The sequence below is a fragment of the Pseudophaeobacter sp. A-200-2 genome (genome assembly GCF_041008815.1).
Classification (GTDB): Bacteria; Pseudomonadota; Alphaproteobacteria; order Rhodobacterales; family Rhodobacteraceae; genus Phycobacter; species Phycobacter gallaeciensis_A.
In genome coordinates this window covers 24,547-41,466 of sequence record NZ_JAXGFU010000007.1, presented here as the reverse complement: position 1 = coordinate 41,466, position 16,920 = coordinate 24,547, and the positions used below count along the sequence as shown (strand labels likewise).

General features: G+C 62.8%; 18 protein-coding genes. 7 read left to right on the top strand and 11 right to left on the bottom strand.

From position 1 onward, the window contains the following. Positions 1 to 60 precede the first annotated feature (60 nt). The gene (locus tag SM766_RS11730) at positions 61 to 2,019 is read left to right on the top strand and encodes a lytic transglycosylase domain-containing protein (RefSeq protein WP_368947894.1); all 1,959 of its coding nucleotides are present in this window, start codon (positions 61 to 63) and stop codon (positions 2,017 to 2,019) included. Here the strand turns inward: SM766_RS11730 and SM766_RS11725 are convergent. Then, complete coding sequence (locus SM766_RS11725) at positions 1,993 to 2,880, bottom strand: DMT family transporter (RefSeq protein ID WP_274834918.1); 888 nt, start codon at positions 2,878 to 2,880, stop codon at positions 1,993 to 1,995. The two genes, SM766_RS11730 and SM766_RS11725, sit on opposite strands and share 27 nt — an antisense overlap. Further along, entirely contained in the window at positions 2,877 to 3,545 is a 669-nt protein-coding gene (mnmC2, locus tag SM766_RS11720; protein WP_274832639.1) for a tRNA (5-methylaminomethyl-2-thiouridine)(34)-methyltransferase MnmC2, read from the bottom strand. The genes SM766_RS11725 and mnmC2 overlap by 4 nt, the downstream gene beginning before the upstream one ends. 58 nt (positions 3,546 to 3,603) lie before the next feature. Here mnmC2 and SM766_RS11715 point away from each other — a divergent pair, with 58 nt between their 5' ends. Beyond that, positions 3,604 to 4,668: an NAD(P)/FAD-dependent oxidoreductase gene (locus SM766_RS11715; RefSeq protein ID WP_368947893.1), complete on the top strand. Its 1,065-nt coding sequence runs from the start codon at positions 3,604 to 3,606 to the stop codon at positions 4,666 to 4,668. 233 nt (positions 4,669 to 4,901) lie between these two features. Here SM766_RS11715 and SM766_RS11710 read toward each other — a convergent pair whose 3' ends face one another. The 4 genes from SM766_RS11710 to SM766_RS11695 form a co-directional block, all read right to left on the bottom strand. Beyond that, positions 4,902 to 5,759, bottom strand: a complete 858-nt coding sequence (locus SM766_RS11710) for an HTD2 family dehydratase (protein ID WP_490363356.1) — start codon at positions 5,757 to 5,759, stop codon at positions 4,902 to 4,904. 86 nt (positions 5,760 to 5,845) lie between these two features. After that, on the bottom strand, positions 5,846 to 6,388 hold the full coding sequence (locus SM766_RS11705; protein ID WP_368947892.1) for an NADPH-dependent FMN reductase: 543 nt from the start codon (positions 6,386 to 6,388) through the stop codon (positions 5,846 to 5,848). A 200-nt stretch (positions 6,389 to 6,588) separates the two neighbouring features. Beyond that, positions 6,589 to 7,254, bottom strand: coding sequence for a YiaD family glycine zipper/OmpA-like lipoprotein (locus tag SM766_RS11700; RefSeq protein WP_065271359.1), 666 nt, complete (start codon positions 7,252 to 7,254; stop codon positions 6,589 to 6,591). Between the two features lie 138 nt (positions 7,255 to 7,392). Further along, a complete protein-coding gene (locus SM766_RS11695; protein WP_368947891.1) occupies positions 7,393 to 8,298 on the bottom strand; it encodes a methylated-DNA--[protein]-cysteine S-methyltransferase in 906 nt (301 codons plus the stop codon). 187 nt (positions 8,299 to 8,485) lie between these two features. Between SM766_RS11695 and nth the strand changes: the two genes are divergently transcribed. Both nth and SM766_RS11685 read left to right on the top strand, forming a co-directional pair. Continuing rightward, positions 8,486 to 9,130: an endonuclease III gene (gene nth / locus SM766_RS11690; protein ID WP_065271361.1), complete on the top strand. Its 645-nt coding sequence runs from the start codon at positions 8,486 to 8,488 to the stop codon at positions 9,128 to 9,130. After that, entirely contained in the window at positions 9,127 to 10,116 is a 990-nt protein-coding gene (locus SM766_RS11685) for an adenosine kinase (RefSeq protein ID WP_065271362.1), read from the top strand. Before nth ends, SM766_RS11685 begins: the two co-directional genes overlap by 4 nt. 110 nt (positions 10,117 to 10,226) lie before the next feature. On the opposite strand, the gene SM766_RS11680 is transcribed toward SM766_RS11685, so the two are convergent. Further along, positions 10,227 to 10,715 (bottom strand): MarR family winged helix-turn-helix transcriptional regulator, encoded by a 489-nt coding sequence (locus tag SM766_RS11680; protein WP_274834924.1) that lies wholly within the window; start codon positions 10,713 to 10,715, stop codon positions 10,227 to 10,229. Between the two features lie 83 nt (positions 10,716 to 10,798). Between SM766_RS11680 and SM766_RS11675 the strand changes: the two genes are divergently transcribed. Further along, entirely contained in the window at positions 10,799 to 11,671 is an 873-nt protein-coding gene (locus SM766_RS11675) for an EamA family transporter (RefSeq protein ID WP_274829781.1), read from the top strand. 9 nt (positions 11,672 to 11,680) lie between these two features. On the opposite strand, the gene SM766_RS11670 is transcribed toward SM766_RS11675, so the two are convergent. Continuing rightward, on the bottom strand, positions 11,681 to 12,202 hold the full coding sequence (locus SM766_RS11670; protein ID WP_274829782.1) for a hypothetical protein: 522 nt from the start codon (positions 12,200 to 12,202) through the stop codon (positions 11,681 to 11,683). Position 12,203: 1 nt separating this feature from the next. Further along, entirely contained in the window at positions 12,204 to 12,686 is a 483-nt protein-coding gene (locus SM766_RS11665; RefSeq protein ID WP_368947890.1) for an RNA pyrophosphohydrolase, read from the bottom strand. Between the two features lie 133 nt (positions 12,687 to 12,819). Between SM766_RS11665 and SM766_RS11660 the strand changes: the two genes are divergently transcribed. Continuing rightward, the gene (locus tag SM766_RS11660; RefSeq protein ID WP_368947889.1) at positions 12,820 to 14,847 is read left to right on the top strand and encodes an FAD-dependent oxidoreductase; all 2,028 of its coding nucleotides are present in this window, start codon (positions 12,820 to 12,822) and stop codon (positions 14,845 to 14,847) included. 252 nt (positions 14,848 to 15,099) lie between these two features. Here SM766_RS11660 and SM766_RS11655 read toward each other — a convergent pair whose 3' ends face one another. Both SM766_RS11655 and SM766_RS11650 read right to left on the bottom strand, forming a co-directional pair. After that, positions 15,100 to 15,444, bottom strand: coding sequence for an antibiotic biosynthesis monooxygenase family protein (locus tag SM766_RS11655; protein WP_065271367.1), 345 nt, complete (start codon positions 15,442 to 15,444; stop codon positions 15,100 to 15,102). Continuing rightward, the gene (locus SM766_RS11650) at positions 15,441 to 15,764 is read right to left on the bottom strand and encodes an NIPSNAP family protein (protein ID WP_368947888.1); all 324 of its coding nucleotides are present in this window, start codon (positions 15,762 to 15,764) and stop codon (positions 15,441 to 15,443) included. Before SM766_RS11650 ends, SM766_RS11655 begins: the two co-directional genes overlap by 4 nt. Positions 15,765 to 16,009: 245 nt before the next feature. Between SM766_RS11650 and SM766_RS11645 the strand changes: the two genes are divergently transcribed. After that, the gene (locus SM766_RS11645; protein ID WP_065271369.1) at positions 16,010 to 16,915 is read left to right on the top strand and encodes a LysR family transcriptional regulator; all 906 of its coding nucleotides are present in this window, start codon (positions 16,010 to 16,012) and stop codon (positions 16,913 to 16,915) included. Positions 16,916 to 16,920: the final 5 nt, after the last annotated feature.

Here is a 16,920-nt window from a genome sequence, read left to right as displayed (position 1 = left end):
CCGGCACGTCACGGATTATCGTCACAGCCTCTATCCCCGGTTCACGAGAAAATGCAAGACATGACACGCATTCTGGCCTTCATTCTGCTACTCCTGCCCCTGCTTACCCCGCAGATAGCGCAGGCGGACAGGCTTGCTGACGCTCTGGACCTGGTCCGGGGGCAGCAATGGGACGCCGCCGGAGAGATGGCCGGCCCCGAAGCCACCGTCGCCCGCGATGTGATCGAATGGCACCGTCTGCGCGCGGGCGAAGGCTCGGCGCGCGATGTCATGGCCTTTCTGGCGCGGCGCCCCGACTGGCCCGGCCTGCCCTATCTGCGGGAAAAAAGCGAAGCGGCACTGGCCACGGCCGACCGCAAGACCATTCTGTCATTCTACTCTGGCAACCGACCCCAGACAGCCGAAGGCGCGCTGAGCCTTGGCCGCGCGCTGATCGCGGCGGGGCGCCGGGGCGATGGTGAGGCCGAAATCGTCATGGCCTGGCGCACCATGCCGATGACGTCCGAGGTACAGGACGCCTATCTCGCCGATTTCAGCGCCCTGCTGAAACCGCATCATACGGCGCGGCTGAACCGGCTCTTGTGGGACCGCCACCACGTCAGCGCGCCGCGCATGCTGGACCTGGTGCCGGACGGTCCGCGCAAGCTGGCCGAGGCCCGTCTGGCCCTGCAGCAGCGCGCCCCGGGCGTCGATGCCAAGATCGCGGCGATCCCAGCGGATTTGCAGGATGATGCCGGTCTGGCCTACGACCGGTTCGACTGGCGCGACAAAAAAGGACGCCGCGAGGACGCCATCCAGATGCTGATGGATCGCAGCACCAGCGCCGACAAACTGGGAGTGCCAGAAAAATGGCTGCGCCGCCGCCGCGATCTGGCCCGGCAGGACATGCGGGACGGCAACCACGAACGCGCCTACCAACTGGCCGCGCATCATTTTTCCCCCCCTGAGGCGGGCTATGGCTATTCTGACTGCGAATGGCTGGCCGGCTATATCGCCCTGCGCAAGCTGAACGATCCCGGTCTGGCCGCAAAGCATTTCGAGCGCTTCCTCGCCTCGGTCGAAACCCCGATCTCGGTCGGGCGCGGCGGCTACTGGTTGGGCCGTGCCTATGCCGAGATGGGAGAAGTGAACAAGGCGCATGATGCCTATTCCCGGGCTGCCGCCTATCAAACCTCCTTTTATGGGATCCTCGCCGCCGAGGCGCTTGGTCGACCCTTCGATCCGGATCTTGCCAATCCGCCTGCGCTGCCAGACTGGCGCAGCGCCCCGTACCTCAATTCCTCGGTCACCGAAGCGGGTCTGCTGCTGCTGCGCGCCGGAGAGGATGTGCTGGCCGAACGGTTCCTCACCCATCTGACCGAAAGCCTGCCGTCCGAGCAGGCCTTTCAGCTGGGTCAGATGGCGGTGGAAATGGACCGGCCACACCTGGCAGTGATGATCGGCAAACGCGCGGCACAATCCGGGATCGAGCTGAAGGGCGCCTATTACCCGCTGCACCCGGTGGCGAAAAAGGACCTGCCGATGGCGCCCGAGATGACCCTGGCCATCGCCCGGCGCGAAAGCGAATTCGACCCCGGTGTGATCAGCCACGCAGGCGCACGCGGGCTGATGCAGGTGATGCCCGCCACAGCAAAACTGGTGGCGAATGAACTGGGCATCCTGTCCGAGCACGAGACTGCCCGCCTGACCGCTGAATGGGACTATAACGCAACCCTTGGCGCGCAGTATCTTGCCCGTCTGGCCGAAGAGTTCGGTGGCAACGTGGTGATGATGGCGGCTGGCTATAACGCAGGCCCGCATCGCCCTGCGGCCTGGATGGAACGCTATGGCGACCCCCGCGACGGCACCCCGAACATCATCGACTGGATCGAGCACATCCCCTTCAACGAGACCCGCAACTACGTAATGCGCGTCACCGAAAGCCTGCCGGTCTATCGTGCACGGCTGGGGCAGACACCGCTGCCGGTGCCGTTTTCGCGGGAGTTGACCGGATCAACGCTGGCGGCGTTCGCGCCATAGGGTGAACAGCCCCGCCGCCACCACGATCCCGGCGCCCAGCGCCACGTTGAACCGGATGGTTTCCGAAAAGATCACAAGCCCCAGCATCGCCGCCCAGGGCAGCTGCAGATAGGCAAAGGGCTGAACCGCGCTTGCCTCTGCCGCCTCATAGCAACGGATCAGCAGGTAGTGCCCCAGAGCGCCGGTCAGGCACAATAGCCCCATCCAACCCCAGTCCGGCGTGCTCATCGCCTCCCAGTTCCACAGGCCGATCGGCGTCATAAAGACAACGCCGACAACGCCCACGTAAAAGAAACTGGTGGCCGAATTGTCCTTGCGCGCGGCATAGCGCGTCAGAAGCCCATAAAGAGCGAACATCAGTGCAGCCAGCAGCGGTACCAGTGCAGCCGGCTGGAACACGCCGATCCCCGGCTCCAGGATGATCAACACCCCAAGGAAACCGATAAGAATGGCGCTCCACCGCCAGATCCCGACCTTCTCCCCCAGGATCGGCCCGGACAAAGCCGCGATCATCAGCGGGTATGAGACAAAGACCGCGTGGCTTTCCACCAGCCCCAAGAGGGTAAAGGCCAGAACCATGACGCAGATTTCCGCCGCGCAGACAAAGCCGCGAAAAATCTGTAGCCAGATCTGCCGGGTCCGCGCCACCTTTTTCAGACCGCCCGGCTGCCGCAAAGCGATGGAGACGACAAACAGAGACAGGAACCAATAGCGGATCATCACCACCATGTAGACGTTGTATTCCCCCGCCAGATGTCGCGAGATCCCGTCCTGAAGCGCAAACACGATGGTGGCGCCAATCATCAGCATCACGCCCAGCCGCGTGTTATTGCCTGCCTCGTGGACCTCTGCGCTGCTCATACCAGTTCCGCCTTTGTCATATGCCGTTTGCGCCCATAGCCGGGGATGCGTGTGACGGCAAAGCCCGCCGCCTCCAGTCCCCGGCGCACGAAGCCCGCCGCCGTATAGGTCGCGGCGCTGCCTCCCGGAGCGGTGTGCCGGGCCACTTCGGCCATCAGATCCTCACCCCACAGCTCCGGGTTCTTGGCCGGGGAAAACCCGTCCAGAAACCAGGCATCGGCCTGCCCCGTCCACTCTGGCAGCGACAGGCGCGCGTCGCCAGTGATCATCTCGAAGCAAAGCGTACCCAGATCGCAGCTGCCCTGCCCCGTCCAGACCGCAAGGAACCTTTCGGCCCAGGGCGCGACCGCAGGAAAGGCCTCCAGCGCCCGGGCCATATCGGCAGGCACCATTGGGAAGGCCTCGAAACTGGTGAATTGCAATGCGCCCACCTGCCCGCTTTCCTCCCAGAGCTTCCAGGCGGCGAGCAGGTTCAGACCGGTCCCGAACCCCAGCTCGGCAATATGGAAACCGGGGCGGAACCGCGCAGGCAGATCATTCCCGGCCAGGAACACATGCCCCGTCTCCGCCAGCCCGTCGTGAATCGAAAAATAGGGGTCATCGAACTGATCGGACACCGGAATGATGCCATCACGCCAACTGAGCCGGGCCTGCTGGTCTGCCATGCTGTTTTCCCCTAAGTGATGTCACGGAACGGCGCGACACTGGCGAAAGGGCGGGCGAATGGCAATGGCAGATATCACGGTGCGCGGCGCGGGCATTTTTGGTCTTTCGATCGCCTGGATCTGCGCCCGGCGCGGCGCAAAGGTTCAGGTGATCGACCCCTTCGGCCCCGGCGCCGGTTCCAGCGGCGGCCTTGTCGGTGCCCTCGCCCCGCATGTGCCGGAAAACTGGAATGCCAAGAAACAATTCCAGTTCGAAAGTCTTTTGATGGCACAAGATTTCTGGCGCGATGTGGAACATGCGGGCGGCGTCTCCCCCGGCTATGGCCGCACCGGCCGTCTGCAGCCCATCAATGACGATCGAGTGCTGGATTTGGCCCGCCAGCGCGAAAGCACCGCTGCCCAGCTTTGGCGCACCGATGCCGGGCAACAGGCTGAATGGCGCGTTTGCGCGGCAGAGGAGTTTGGGGGGTGGGCCCCACCCAGTGCCACCGGCCTTGTGATTCACGACACGCTTAGCGCCCGCATGCATCCGCGCCGAGCCTGTGGTGCTCTCGTCGCAGCGTTGAAGGCACAGGGTGTGGCTGTAGGCGCAGACGGTACCGATCAGGGTCAGGTTGTTCACGCCACCGGCCATGCAGGGCTACTGAACCTGAACCAAACGCTCGGCAAAACCGTGGGCAAAACCATCGGCAACGGTGTCAAAGGACAGGCCGCCCTGCTGCGCCATGATGCCGGAGAGGTTCCCCAGCTTTATGCCGACAGCCTGCACATCATCCCGCATGCGGATGGCACAGTGGCCATCGGCTCCACCAGCGAGCGGGAGTTCGAAAACGGCACAGAGACGGACACTCAGCTCGACGACATCCTTGCACGCGCCCGCGCCGCGGTACCCATCCTCCAAGGCGCCGAGGTCATCGAACGCTGGGCCGGGGTGCGCCCGCGCGCAAGATCCCGGGCGCCGATGCTCGGCCTCTGGCCGGGCCGCATCGGGCATTTCATCGCCAACGGAGGCTTCAAGATCGGCTTCGGCATGGCCCCCAAGGTCGCCGAAATCATGGCCGATCTGCTGCTGGACCAGATCGATGCCATCCCTGCAGGCTTCCGCGTCGAAGACAACCTCTGACGCCGTCATCCCCAGCAGTTTCGCTCCGGGTCAAGGGAGGCGCAGCCTGCGCGCATCGCGCGCCTTGCCCTTGAGGCGGGGCGGAACATCCCAGACTGGAACAGGCGCTTTTGAGGGCAGATCTGCCCCTCAAAAAGCTTCTCAGCAGTTTTTTTCACGCCGCGCAGCGGCGCCGGGCCCAACTGGCAGCGCCCTATTCGCAGAATATGGCCCGGCAGGCGGGAGCCTCTCCCTCATGCGAACTCTGCCGTGGCGCTCATGCATTGTCGTCCATCCGGGCCTCTGACCCACAGATCCGCGCCATTGCGGCAAAACGTAGCCGTTTCACAATGCATCAATGGCGAGGACGCGCGGAAGGCAAAGCGGCGCAAGGCACCCCCCACCTCCTCGGCCAGAAACATCAGATGCTGCGCCAAAAGCGGGCCATGCACCACCAGACCGTTATATCCTTCGACATCGCGTGCATAATCGAGATCATAGTGGATCCGGTGCCCGTTGAAGGTCAGCGCCGAATAACGAAACAGCAGCGTCGAGGAAAACGCCGCCTCCCGCGCATCATGCTCATCCGTCCGCGCCTCGGGCGGCACCGGTTTTGGCCCCTGTGGGTCCGGATCCTCGCGATAAACAAGATCCTGCCATTCGGTGAGGCACAGTTGTCCCTCCTGCCAGATCTCATGGCGCAGGGTCACGAATGCCAACGGCCCGCTGCGCCCGTTTTTATGTTCGGCCTTTTCCAGAACCGAGCGTTTTTCTGCCGGACTGCCCGCCCGCAGGGGCGCGTCGAACTGCAGCTGCCCGCCAGCCCACATGCGCCGCGGCAGGCCCAGATCCGGGATCAGCCCGCCTGTGCCGCCGAGCCGCGGATGACCATCGCGGCCCAACGCCTCGGGCGGCTGCGGGGTCCAGAAGTACAGCTGATGAAAGAACGGCGGCAGAACGCTGCCCTCGGTGATGTCCGCTTCCTGCCCCAGCGCCACCTGAAAGGCTGCGGCGCGGGCCGGGTCCATGACATCGGTTTGCCGGATTTCAGAGCTGGTATAGGGGCCAGGTTCGGTACGGGGGGCGGGATTTGTGGGACTGAATTCGCTCATCCCGTGACCTTAGCCACGTCTTCGGAAAGGACAAGCCGCCGAAGGCCGGGAGGAACACTGGCGCGCCCCTGCCCTTTGCGGTTTGATCAGCGCTCGATTTCGCGGCGCAGGTTCTGCATCAGCGTTTCCAGCGTGCCCCGGTAGATCTCGCTTGTCAGCTGGCCGCTCTCGTCGAACTCCTTCGACGAATTGGCCAGATGCACCTCGGGCCCGGACACAAGGCGCGGCTGAAACGGCACCATGAAACCGCGCAGCACCATCTGCGCCCGCTCACCACCCGAGCGGCCACCCGCCGCCGACATGACGGCCACGGGTTTACCCGCCCAGGGCTTGCCCTTGGTACGGCTGACCCAATCCAGCGCGTTCTTCAGAACCCCAGAGGGGCCTTTGTTATACTCCGGGGTCGAGATCAACACCGCATCCGCCGCAGCGATCTGATCAGCCAAGAGCTGCACCCCGGCAGGCACACCATCGCGATCTTCGTCATCGCCATCGTACAGCGGCAGGTTCAGGTCGCCCTCCACGTGGGAGCAGGCACCGAACAGACGCACCGCCTCTTTCAGCAGCATGCGATTGGTTGCAGCCCCGCGTAGGGATCCGGAGAGAGTGAGAAGTAGCGGATCGGACATCAGAACATTCCTTGACTAACACATTGACACTCAAGGCCCTGTCATAGGCCTGACTTACCAATAGCTTAAGCAAAGGCCGGGATGCCTCATACCCGAATGACCGCGCAAGTGTTGTGCATCAACTGGCAAAGCCCGCGCCCGGGGGCGCGGAAATGCACAGCCAGCGCGCGTCCTGGCGCAGATCACCCGGCCTGCCAGGTTCAACCGCCGGTGGGGATGACGACGATTTCCACCCGCCGGTTCTGCGCCTTGCCAGCTTCGGTCAGATTGCTGGCCACGGGCTGCTCTTCGCCGCGCCCGATGGTGCGGATCCGGTTGTAGGGCACACCGCCCGCCTGGATCTGATCGGCCACGGCATTGGCGCGACGCTCGGACAGGCCCTGATTATAGGCCGCATCGCCGTCACTGTCAGTATGGCCGATAACCTGCACGGTACTGTTGGGATAGCGCACCAGACTGTCCGCCACTTTCAACAGGTCAGAACGAACCGACGGGCTGATTGCGGAACTGTCGGTGGCAAAGGTCAGATCATTGGGCAGCGATACCACCAGCCTGTCGCCGGTGTTAACGATCGAGATGCCGTCGCTCGAAATCGACTGACGCAACTCGGCTTCCTGCTTGTCCAGTTGGCTGCCGATCAGCCCGCCCGCAATCGCCCCAACCGCGGCGCCGCCCAGAACGGCGCCTGTCTTGTTGCTGGAATTCGAGAGGGCACCGATACCCGCACCCAGAATGCCGCCTGCAATCAGGCCCTGCTTTTCCTTGCTGGGCGTACCATCGCTGTTCAGCAGCGCCGGATCGGTGCAGGCGCCAAGGCCCAGCGCAACCGTCACTGCCGCAACCGTCGAGAATTTCAAAATCGTCATTTTGCCAACCTTCTTGCCTGTTTTGCGCGCCTCTGTCCGGGCTTGGCTCGTCCTTGCCCGGCGAGGTCTCACGCACCGCTGATTTTATTTGATTATATCATCGCTGCGGCGCTGCTGCTCAAGCGCGGAGTGCAAAACCTAGGCGGTTTGCCGCCCAGTTTCTTCGGCTTCGCCTGTCACAGCCGGAAAGTCCGCTTCTTTCTCCGGCGCGCTGTCATCACGCGCGGCCTCAAAAGCCAGCATCGCGCGTTTTACCGGCACTCCCCAGTGATAGCCACCGATATCGCCGCCCTTGCGCAGGACCCGGTGGCAGGGAATGAGCCAGCTCATAGGGTTCTTGCCCACAGCCGTCCCCACGGCCCGCACCGCGCGTGGGTTATCAATGGCACGGGCGAGTTCGGAGTATGTGGTGACATGGCCCGACGGGATCCGCAGTAGCGCCTCCCAGACCTTGATCTGCAGCGGCGCGCCCATCATGTGCAGCGCAGCCTCGCCTTTTTGGGCAAAGATCGCCTCGGCCAAGGGGCGCAGCATCATCGAGTCTTCGACATAATCGGCATTTGGCCAGCGCGCGCGCATATCGGCCAGGGTCGGCTCAGCCCCGGTTTCGGCCGCAAAAGCGAGACCACAGATCCCCTTCTCGGTGCCCATGACAAGCGCCAAACCGAATGGACTGTCGAACCACCCCCAACGGATTGTCAGCCCCGCGCCTTTGCGGGCGTATTCACCGGGGCTCATCGCCTCCCAGCGCAGGAACAGATCGTGCAGCCGCCCGGAGCCGGACAGCCCCACCGCGTGGGCCGTTTCAAGGGTTGAAAACCGCTCTTGCAGCAGGCTCTTGGCGTGGCCCAGCCGCAGATACTGCTGATAGCGTTTGGGCGAAACACCAACCCAGGCCGAAAACACCCGCTGAAAATGCGCCGGGCTCATGTTCATGTGGGCGGCCAGCTCTGCAAGACCCAGGTCCTCTCCGCCTGCATCGATCAGCTCAATGGCCCGGCCAATGACGCCATAGTGATAGCTCTGTTCACCCGCTTCGCGCATCTTTCCCTGTTCTCCTGCAAAGGGTCCAGCAACACAGTAGAGCGGACACCGGCGACCGGCGACCCGGAATTTGCGCATTGCGGGGGCCCGAGCGATCTGTTGCAAGCACAACAGCGCCTGCGGCACGATGAAACCATTGGAGTTTTTTCATTTGCGCCCTTCGCCGCAGACCGGCAAAAGGAGCAGCATGGCCAAGCAACTCGACTATCATACACTGCGCGAAATCTTTTCGCGTTTTCAGGCCGCCGAGCCGGAACCCAAGGGCGAACTGGATCACGTCAACGCCTATACGCTGGTGGTGGCCGTCGCCCTGTCGGCGCAGGCGACGGATGCAGGCGTCAACAAGGCAACGCATGAGCTGTTCAAGATCGCCGATACGCCGCAAAAGATGCTCGACCTCGGCGAAGAGGGGCTGATCGAACATATCAAGACGATCGGTCTTTACCGCAACAAGGCCAAGAACGTCATCAAGATGGCCCGCATTCTGGTCGACGACTACGGCGGCGAGGTGCCCAATTCCCGCGCCGCATTGCAATCCCTGCCCGGTGTCGGCCGTAAGACCGCCAATGTGGTTCTGAACATGTGGTGGCATTACCCGGCACAGGCAGTGGATACGCATATCTTTCGGGTCGGCAACCGCTCGGGCATCTGCCCGGGCAAGGATGTGGACGCGGTCGAACGCGCCATCGAAGACAATATTCCGGTCGATTTCCAGCAGCATGCCCATCACTGGCTGATCCTGCACGGCCGCTATCACTGCAAGGCACGCAAGCCGATGTGCGGCACCTGCATCATCCGCGACCTGTGCCAATATGAGGACAAGAATCTATGAAGACCTATCAGATTGTCGGCATCGGCAATGCCGTCGTCGATGTGATCAGCCAATGCGATGACAGCTTTCTCGATCACATGGGGATCGAGAAAGGCATCATGCAGTTGATCGAACGGGATCGCGGCGAAGTGCTTTATGGTGCGATGGAAGGCCGCGTGCAAACCCCCGGTGGCTCGGTCGCCAATACCATTGCCGGTGCAGGTGCGCTTGGCATCGATGCGGCCTTTATCGGGCGCGTGCATGACGATGCTCTGGGCCGGTTCTACGCCGATGCGATGAACGAAGATGGCGTCGATTTCGTCAACCCGCCGGTCCCGGGTGGCGAGCTGCCGACATCGCGCTCGATGATCTTTGTCTCCCCGGACGGTGAGCGATCGATGAACACCTATCTTGGCATCTCCTCCGAACTCAGCTCTGCAGATGTGCCGAACGAGGTGGCCGGTCAGACCCAGATCATGTTCCTTGAGGGCTATCTCTTTGACAAGGACAAGGGCAAGACCGCCTTCATGGAAGCTGCGCGCGATTGCCGCAAAGGCGGCGGCAAGCCCGGCATCGCCATCTCAGACCCCTTCTGCGTCGAACGCCACCGCGCCGATTTCCTGTCGCTGATCGAGAATGAACTGGAATTCGTGATCGGCAACGAAGCCGAAATCCGCTCGCTGTTTGAAACCGAAGATCTGGAGGAGGCCCTGGCCAAGACCGCCGCAATCTGTCCGCTGGTGGTCTGCACCCGCTCCGGCGACGGGGTTTCGGTGATTGCGGGCGAGACCCGCATCGATGTTCCGGTCACCAAGGTCGTGCCCGTCGATGCTACCGGTGCTGGCGATCAGTTCGCGGCCGGGTTCCTCTTCGGTCTGGCAACGGGCCGCGATCTGGAGACCTGCGCCAAGATCGGCAACATCTGCGCCGCCGAGGTGATCAGCCATATCGGCCCGCGTCCCGAAAAGGACATGCGCGCGGTGCTGCAGGCCGAAGGGCTGCTCTAAGTCACAGAGCCAAATCCGTGGGCGGGAAAACTCCCGCCCATCGAATATGCCCCAAGGGGCACTCCCTTTCGTCGGGCGTAGAACGCAAGGGCATTAGCCCGCGCAGGGCCTCAATCGCTTCCGGCCGAGATCAATGCCTTGGACAGCAAGCCTTTGAACTGGTCCAGCTCCTCTGCCTTCAGACCTTTAAGCAGCCCCGACTGGGTGGCCACATGCGCCTCCAGGGCCTCGTCGATCAGCGCACCGCCCTTTTCGGTCAAGGCAATCAGGAAACTGCGGCTGTCCGCCGGGTTCACCTTGCGGCGCACCAGCCCGTCTGCCTCCAGCCGGTCAATCCGGTTGGTCATCGTGCCCGAAGCCACCATCGTCGCCTTCAAGAGATCCCCCGGAGACAATTCATGTGGCGCGCCCGCCCGGCGCAGCGTCGCCAGCACGTCGAATTTGGCGGCGTTGAGACCAAAACGTTGAAACGTCTTCTGCATCTCTGCCTGATAGGCCAAATAGAGGCGTCCCACCCGGCCGATTATTCCCATGGCGGACACATCAAGGTCCGGCCGCTCCCGTTCCCATTGCTGGGTGACAAAATCCACATGATCCATCTTTCCTGTTTTGCGGAGAGACATCTTGACGTCAAGATTAAATATTATTACTTCGATGTCGAGATAATTTTGGAGAAGACCCCATGCTGTCCCGCGACCTCTTTCTGACCGCGCTGGCCCCTGCCATTTGGGGCAGCAGCTATATCGTGACGACCAACCTCTTGCCCGGTCATTCGCCCTTTGTCGTGGCGCTACTGCGCGCCTTGCCGGCGGGGCTGTTGCTGCTCCTCTTCGTGCGCAGGCTGCCACCGCTCAACTGGGTGCCAAAGCTCATGGTGCTTGGCGCGCTGAATTTCTCTCTGTTCTGGAGCTTCCTGTTCCTGTCCGCCTACCGCCTGCCCGGCGGGGTGGCTGCGACCCTGGGCGCGATACAGCCGCTGGTCGTGGTCTTCCTGTCGGCGCTGGTTCTGCAATCGCCCATCAGGCCTGCGTCGCTCCTGGCGGCGGCGCTCAGCATCGCAGGGGTTGCCCTGCTGGTGCTGACGCCCGCGGCAAAGCTGGACATGGTCGGAGTTCTGGCAGGCCTTGCTGGCGCCCTGTCGATGGCGGCCGGGGTTGTGCTGACCCGCAAATGGCAGCCGCCGGTGCCGCCCCTAACCTTTACCGCCTGGCAGCTGACTGCAGGGGGTATCCTACTGATGCCCGTCACACTTTGGGCAGTGCCCGAGATGCCGGTCTTCACCGCAGAGAACATCCTGGGCCTTGCCTATATGAGCCTGATCGGCGGCGCGCTGACCTATATTCTGTGGTTCCGGGGCTTGTCGCGCATCGAACCCTCAGCCGTATCGCTTCTGGGGGTGCTCAGCCCGCTGACGGCTGTCATCCTGGGCTGGCTCTGGATGCAGGAAACCCTCAGCATCTACCAGCTGACCGGCGCCATCTTCGCCCTGTTCAGCGTCTGGCTGGGTCAGGCTGCAACCAAACCGGCACGCCCGCGCCCCGCGCCTGCGGAGTGACCCCGTCTGCTACTGCGGCGCCAGAGGCACACAGGCCTTGCCGCGGTGGCAGTCCAGCACCTGCTTGCGAAAGCTGTGCACATCGCCGCCAAAGGCAAAGCTGCCGCAGGGATCGAAACGGACGATCAGGTCCCTGCCCCGCTGTTCGGCAAAAATCAGATACTCGACACCGGATTTGGCCTTGCCGCACCACGGCCCCATGCATTGCACCTCGATCACCACATCGGCGCGCACGGCTTGATCGAAATCCCGTGCCCCCAGAAGGTCCCCGTTGAAACTTCCGCGAAACTGGGTGACCGGCGGGGCCGCATTGGGGTTTCCGGCAGGCGGTCGTGGCAGGCGACGTTCATCAAAAGACAGGCGCCCCTGCAGGATTGCGTAGGAGCGGTTGGAATTCGCCGCCGCAAGATAGGCGTCCGGAACGCCCCAGGGCACACAACTGAGCGCGGAAGCAGAGGTGGCAGCGCCGAGCGCCACACAGGATACAAACAACGACGCCGCCCGGCGAACCAGCTTGGGAAGTCGTACCATTCTATAAGTACCTTTCGAATTCCTCGACCACCCGCGCATAGACCTCGCGCTTGAAGGGGACGATCTTCTCCACCAGATGCTCTACCGGCTGCCAGCACCAGGCGGAAAATTCCGGATGTTCGGTGTCGATTCTGACCTGATCGTCACTGCCCAGAAACCGCATCAGGTACCATTTCTGCTCTTGCCCGCGATAACGCCCACCCCAGAAGCTGGGCACCACGTCATGTGGCAGATCATATGGCAGCCAGCCTTCCGATTCGGCGATGATCTCGACCAGAGAGGGCAGAACGCCGGTTTCTTCCTCCAGCTCCCGCAGCGCCGCGGTGCGCGGGTCCTCACCCTCGTCGATCCCGCCCTGCGGCATCTGCCAGGCATCCTTGTAGCGGTCTGCGCGCTGTCCGACAAAGACCGCCCCTTCGGTGTTTATCATCATAACGCCGACGTTGCGGCGGTAGGGCAGCTTGGCGATGTCTTCCGGTGTCATAGGCATTCCCTGGGTCTGTTCCCGGCGATTAGACCTGCTGCCGCCGGGGCACGCAAGGGGGTGACGCCGCGTTGACAGGTGACAAACGCCCGCCGTGGCGCGATCCTGCCCGGCAAACGATAGGGAGAGTGTCATGACTGCGTACCCAAACCTTCTGGCGCCGCTGGATCTTGGCTTTACCACGCTGAAAAACCGCGTGCTGATGGGGTCCATGCATACGGGCCTTGAGGAGACCCGCGACTGGAACCGGGTGGCGGAATTCTACGCCGAACGCGCAAGGGGCGGCGTTGCCCTGATGGTGACCGGCGGCATCGGCCCCAACCTCGAAGGCTCGGTCCTGCCCGGGGCCGCGATGATGACCACCGAAGAGGACGTGAAGAACCACAGCATTGTCACGGACCGCGTGCACACCGCAGGCGGCAAGATCGCCATGCAAATCCTGCACGCCGGGCGCTATGCCTATGGGCCAAAATGCGTGGCGCCCAGCGCCATCAAATCGCCGATCTCCCCCTTCCCGCCGACCGAGCTGGACGAGGACGGGATCGAGAAACAGGTCTCGGACATCGTGAATGCAGCCCGGCTGGCAAAAGAGGCTGGCTATGACGGGGTCGAGATCATGGGCTCCGAAGGGTATTTTCTGAACCAGTTCCTGGTCACCCATACCAACAAACGCACCGACCGCTGGGGCGGATCTTATGAAAACCGCATGCGCCTGCCGATCGAGGTGGTGCGCCGCACCCGCGCGGCCGTCGGCAGCGATTTCATCATCATCTACCGCCTGTCGATGATCGATCTGGTGCCCGATGGCTCGACCCATGATGAAGTGGTGCAGCTGGCGCAGGAGATTGAGCAGGCGGGCGCTACGATCATCAACACTGGCATCGGCTGGCACGAGGCCCGCATCCCTACCATCGCAACATCGGTGCCGCGCGCCGCCTTTGCCTGGGTCACCAAGAAACTGATGGGCAAGGTCTCCATCCCCGTCATCACCTCGAACCGGATCAACACGCCCGAGGTCGCCGAAGACGTCTTGGAAACCGGCTGCGCCGATATGGTCTCGATGGCCCGCCCGCTGCTGGCGGATGCGCATTTCGTGGCCAAGGCCGAGGCCGGGCAAGCCAGCCATATCGCGCCCTGCATCGCCTGCAATCAGGCCTGTCTGGATCACACGTTCGGGGGCAAGCTGACCTCCTGCCTGGTGAACCCGCAGGCCTGTCACGAGACCGAACTGGTGATCGAAAAGGCCGCTACGCCCAAAACTGTCGCCATCGTTGGCGCTGGTCCTGCGGGCCTGTCTACCGCCCTCACCGCCGCCCAGCGCGGACACAAGGTGACGCTGTTTGACAAGGCGGATGAAATCGGTGGCCAGCTCAACATGGCCAAGCAGGTGCCCGGAAAAGAAGAGTTCTGGGGGCTGGTGGACTGGTACCGCAGCATGGTGGCGGACGCGGGCATCACGCTGGAGCTGGGCCGCGAGGTCCAAGCTGAGGATCTGACCGGATTTGACGAGGTCGTCATCGCAACCGGCGTCATCCCGCGCGATCCGGGCATTTCCGGGCAGGACCGCGACAACGTGCTGAGCTATATCGATGTGCTGCGGGGCAAGGCCCCGGTGGGCGAACGCGTCGCGGTGATCGGCGCGGGCGGCATCGGTTTTGACGTCTCCGAATACCTGCTGCACGAGGGCACCAGCCCGACCGAAGATCTGCCGCTCTGGATGAAGGAATGGGGCGTCACCGATCCGGCCGAGCATCGCTCAGGCCTCGCCCCCGAAGGGCCGCAGCCCGAGGCACCGGCCCGTCACGTCACCCTGCTGCAACGCAAGGCCGAGCGTCACGGCAAAAGGCTCGGCAAGACCACCGGCTGGATCCACCGCGCCGCGCTGAAGATGAAGGAGGTCGAATTCGTCGGTGGCGTGAACTATGAGCGGATCGATGATGCGGGCCTGCACGTCAGCTTTGGCGAGGCGCGGGAAAACCCAACTGTGATCCCGGCCGACACCATCGTGCTTTGCGCCGGTCAGCTTTCGGAACGCTCCCTGGCCGATGCGCTAGAGGCGAAAGGCATCACCGCCCACGTGATCGGTGGCGCCGATGTCGCAGCGGAACTGGATGCCAAACGCGCGATCAATCAAGGCATCCGCCTCGCCGCCACCCTCTGACGGGTCCGGCAGACCGCGATCAGCAGCGGCGCTCTCCCGCGCCCGCAGGCAGCCCGATTGCACGGCCCCCCCTTGGCGGCCTTGGACGTGGCACCGCGCGATGCGCGGTGCCACGTCCAACGGGAGCTGGTCTTTATCAAAAGATCAGACGACGGGCGGGAGAATCGCGCCTCTCGTTGCTACTATGGTTCGCCTGTCCCAAGCCTCAAGCGGATCGGAAATCCTGTCCTACAGGCGCATTCTACGGCCTGTTCAGCCGTGCACCTCGAGGCTGTCTTCAGGCGCCTGATCGCGCTCTTCCATACCATAGTCCCGGATCACCCCTGCCACGCGCAGGCGATACCCGGCAAAGAGATTGTCGCGTCCCTGTTTCTGTGCGCCCCGATGTTCAGACAGTGCGCGCCAGCGCGCCACCGCCTCTTCATCCTCCCAGAAGGACAGCGACAGCAGCTTTTCGGGGTTTGTCAGGCTCTGAAACCGTTCGACCGAGATGAACCCCTCCATATCCTCCAGCAGATCCCGCATCCGGGCTGCGACCTGCAGATAAGGCTCCTTCTTACCCGCTGCCGGTGTGACTTCGAAAATTACCGCGATCATGCGCTGTCTCCATGTGGTTCAGAAACCCGTTTGAGCCACGTCCTGTCCTCGCGGACAAGGAATTTCTCCCGCTGGGCAAATGCGTAGTTCTCCCGCCCCAGAGGATCCTCTGCCAGACGGGCGCGGTAGTCTTCATAGGCGGCAAGACTGTCCACGTTATAGATCCCGTAGGCCAGCGTTGACGACCCTTCGTGCGGTGCGAAATATCCGATCAGGTCAGCGCCACAGCGCGGGATCGCCTGCCCCCAATTGCGGGCGTATTGCGCAAAATTATCGTGCTGGGTGGGATCGATGTGATAACGGATGACGCAGGTCAGCATGGGAAACTCCTCTTGAGATCGTGATTGGATGGCAGGGATTTACCGCCCCCTGCCCGACAAAGGCTTCGGTGCGGAGCGAAGCATCGCCTCTTGTCCAGCCCCCGGCCCCTCCCGCGCCTCAGGATTTCGTTTCGCAAGCGTAAACGATGCAGTAAAAACCCCGCAATTATCCCAAGCTCGCCCCGTTCTTGCCCGAATTGCCCGTCAAAACCTGAGGTCAGACAACAGGACGAGGACGGGCAACGATGGATCGACTGACCGAAATGGAGGCCTTCGCAAATGTTGTGGACCAGGGCGGGTTCACCGATGCGGCGCGCAAGATGGGGATCTCCAAATCCGCTGTCTCCAAACACGTCTCCAGCCTCGAAGCCCGGCTTGGCGCACGTCTTCTGAACCGCACAACCCGGCGGGTATCGCCGACCGAAATCGGGCTGGCCTATTACGACCGGGCGCGGCGCGTCCTGAATGACGCAGGCGAAGCCGATGCGCTGGTGACCTCGATGCAATCCGCGCCCTCGGGCCTGCTGCGGATCTCCGTTGCCACCGATTTCGGCGTCAATCACCTGTCGCCGGTCCTGTCCGAATTCCTGCGCGATTTCCCCGAGATCACCGTCAACATGGTGCTGAACAACCGCTATGTCGAACTGATCTCGGAAGGTTTTGATATGGCGCTGCGGATCGGCGAGCTGGAAGACAGCTCTCTCAGAGCCCGCAAGCTGACCGAAACCACCAAACGTATGATCGCCTCGCCCGCCTACCTGGAGCAATACGGGCGGCCGCAAAAGATCGACGATCTGAACACCCACAAGCTTCTGCATTATTCCAACCAGTCGAGTGGCAATGTCTGGAAGATCACCGCCCCTTCTGGCGAGAAACGTCAGGTTCGCACGACCGGCTGGCTGTCGGTGAACGACGGGCAATCGCTTCTGAATGCGGCCATCTCTGGCCTCGGCATCGCCTACCTGCCCAGCTACCTCTACTCGGAAGCCATGTCAGAAGGGTTGATCGAAGACGTGATGCCCAACCTGCCGGTCGAAACTCTGGGCATCTATGCCGTCTACCCGCCTGGGAAATTCACCCAGCCCAAGGTGCGCGCCTTCATTGATTTCCTTGTCCATGCCTTTGCCGACCGCGACCCGGTGAAGTGGTGACTGGC

What these genes read in the sequence shown, in the direction of transcription:
- SM766_RS11710 (WP_490363356.1), bottom strand. Translation starts at nt 5,759, where the DNA reads ATGAGCGAATTCAGTCCCACAAATCCCGCCCCCCGTACCGAACCTGGC.
- SM766_RS11660 (WP_368947889.1), top strand. Translation starts at nt 12,820, where the DNA reads ATGACTGCGTACCCAAACCTTCTGGCGCCGCTGGATCTTGGCTTTACC.
- SM766_RS11730 (WP_368947894.1), top strand. Translation starts at nt 61, where the DNA reads ATGACACGCATTCTGGCCTTCATTCTGCTACTCCTGCCCCTGCTTACC.
- SM766_RS11670 (WP_274829782.1), bottom strand. Translation starts at nt 12,202, where the DNA reads ATGGTACGACTTCCCAAGCTGGTTCGCCGGGCGGCGTCGTTGTTTGTA.
- nth (WP_065271361.1), top strand. Translation starts at nt 8,486, where the DNA reads ATGGCCAAGCAACTCGACTATCATACACTGCGCGAAATCTTTTCGCGT.
- SM766_RS11675 (WP_274829781.1), top strand. Translation starts at nt 10,799, where the DNA reads ATGCTGTCCCGCGACCTCTTTCTGACCGCGCTGGCCCCTGCCATTTGG.
- SM766_RS11665 (WP_368947890.1), bottom strand. Translation starts at nt 12,686, where the DNA reads ATGACACCGGAAGACATCGCCAAGCTGCCCTACCGCCGCAACGTCGGC.
- SM766_RS11685 (WP_065271362.1), top strand. Translation starts at nt 9,127, where the DNA reads ATGAAGACCTATCAGATTGTCGGCATCGGCAATGCCGTCGTCGATGTG.
- SM766_RS11700 (WP_065271359.1), bottom strand. Translation starts at nt 7,254, where the DNA reads ATGACGATTTTGAAATTCTCGACGGTTGCGGCAGTGACGGTTGCGCTG.
- SM766_RS11695 (WP_368947891.1), bottom strand. Translation starts at nt 8,298, where the DNA reads ATGCGCGAAGCGGGTGAACAGAGCTATCACTATGGCGTCATTGGCCGG.
- SM766_RS11650 (WP_368947888.1), bottom strand. Translation starts at nt 15,764, where the DNA reads ATGCTGACCTGCGTCATCCGTTATCACATCGATCCCACCCAGCACGAT.
- SM766_RS11725 (WP_274834918.1), bottom strand. Translation starts at nt 2,880, where the DNA reads ATGAGCAGCGCAGAGGTCCACGAGGCAGGCAATAACACGCGGCTGGGC.
- SM766_RS11680 (WP_274834924.1), bottom strand. Translation starts at nt 10,715, where the DNA reads ATGGATCATGTGGATTTTGTCACCCAGCAATGGGAACGGGAGCGGCCG.
- mnmC2 (WP_274832639.1), bottom strand. Translation starts at nt 3,545, where the DNA reads ATGGCAGACCAGCAGGCCCGGCTCAGTTGGCGTGATGGCATCATTCCG.
- SM766_RS11705 (WP_368947892.1), bottom strand. Translation starts at nt 6,388, where the DNA reads ATGTCCGATCCGCTACTTCTCACTCTCTCCGGATCCCTACGCGGGGCT.
- SM766_RS11655 (WP_065271367.1), bottom strand. Translation starts at nt 15,444, where the DNA reads ATGATCGCGGTAATTTTCGAAGTCACACCGGCAGCGGGTAAGAAGGAG.
- SM766_RS11715 (WP_368947893.1), top strand. Translation starts at nt 3,604, where the DNA reads ATGGCAATGGCAGATATCACGGTGCGCGGCGCGGGCATTTTTGGTCTT.
- SM766_RS11645 (WP_065271369.1), top strand. Translation starts at nt 16,010, where the DNA reads ATGGATCGACTGACCGAAATGGAGGCCTTCGCAAATGTTGTGGACCAG.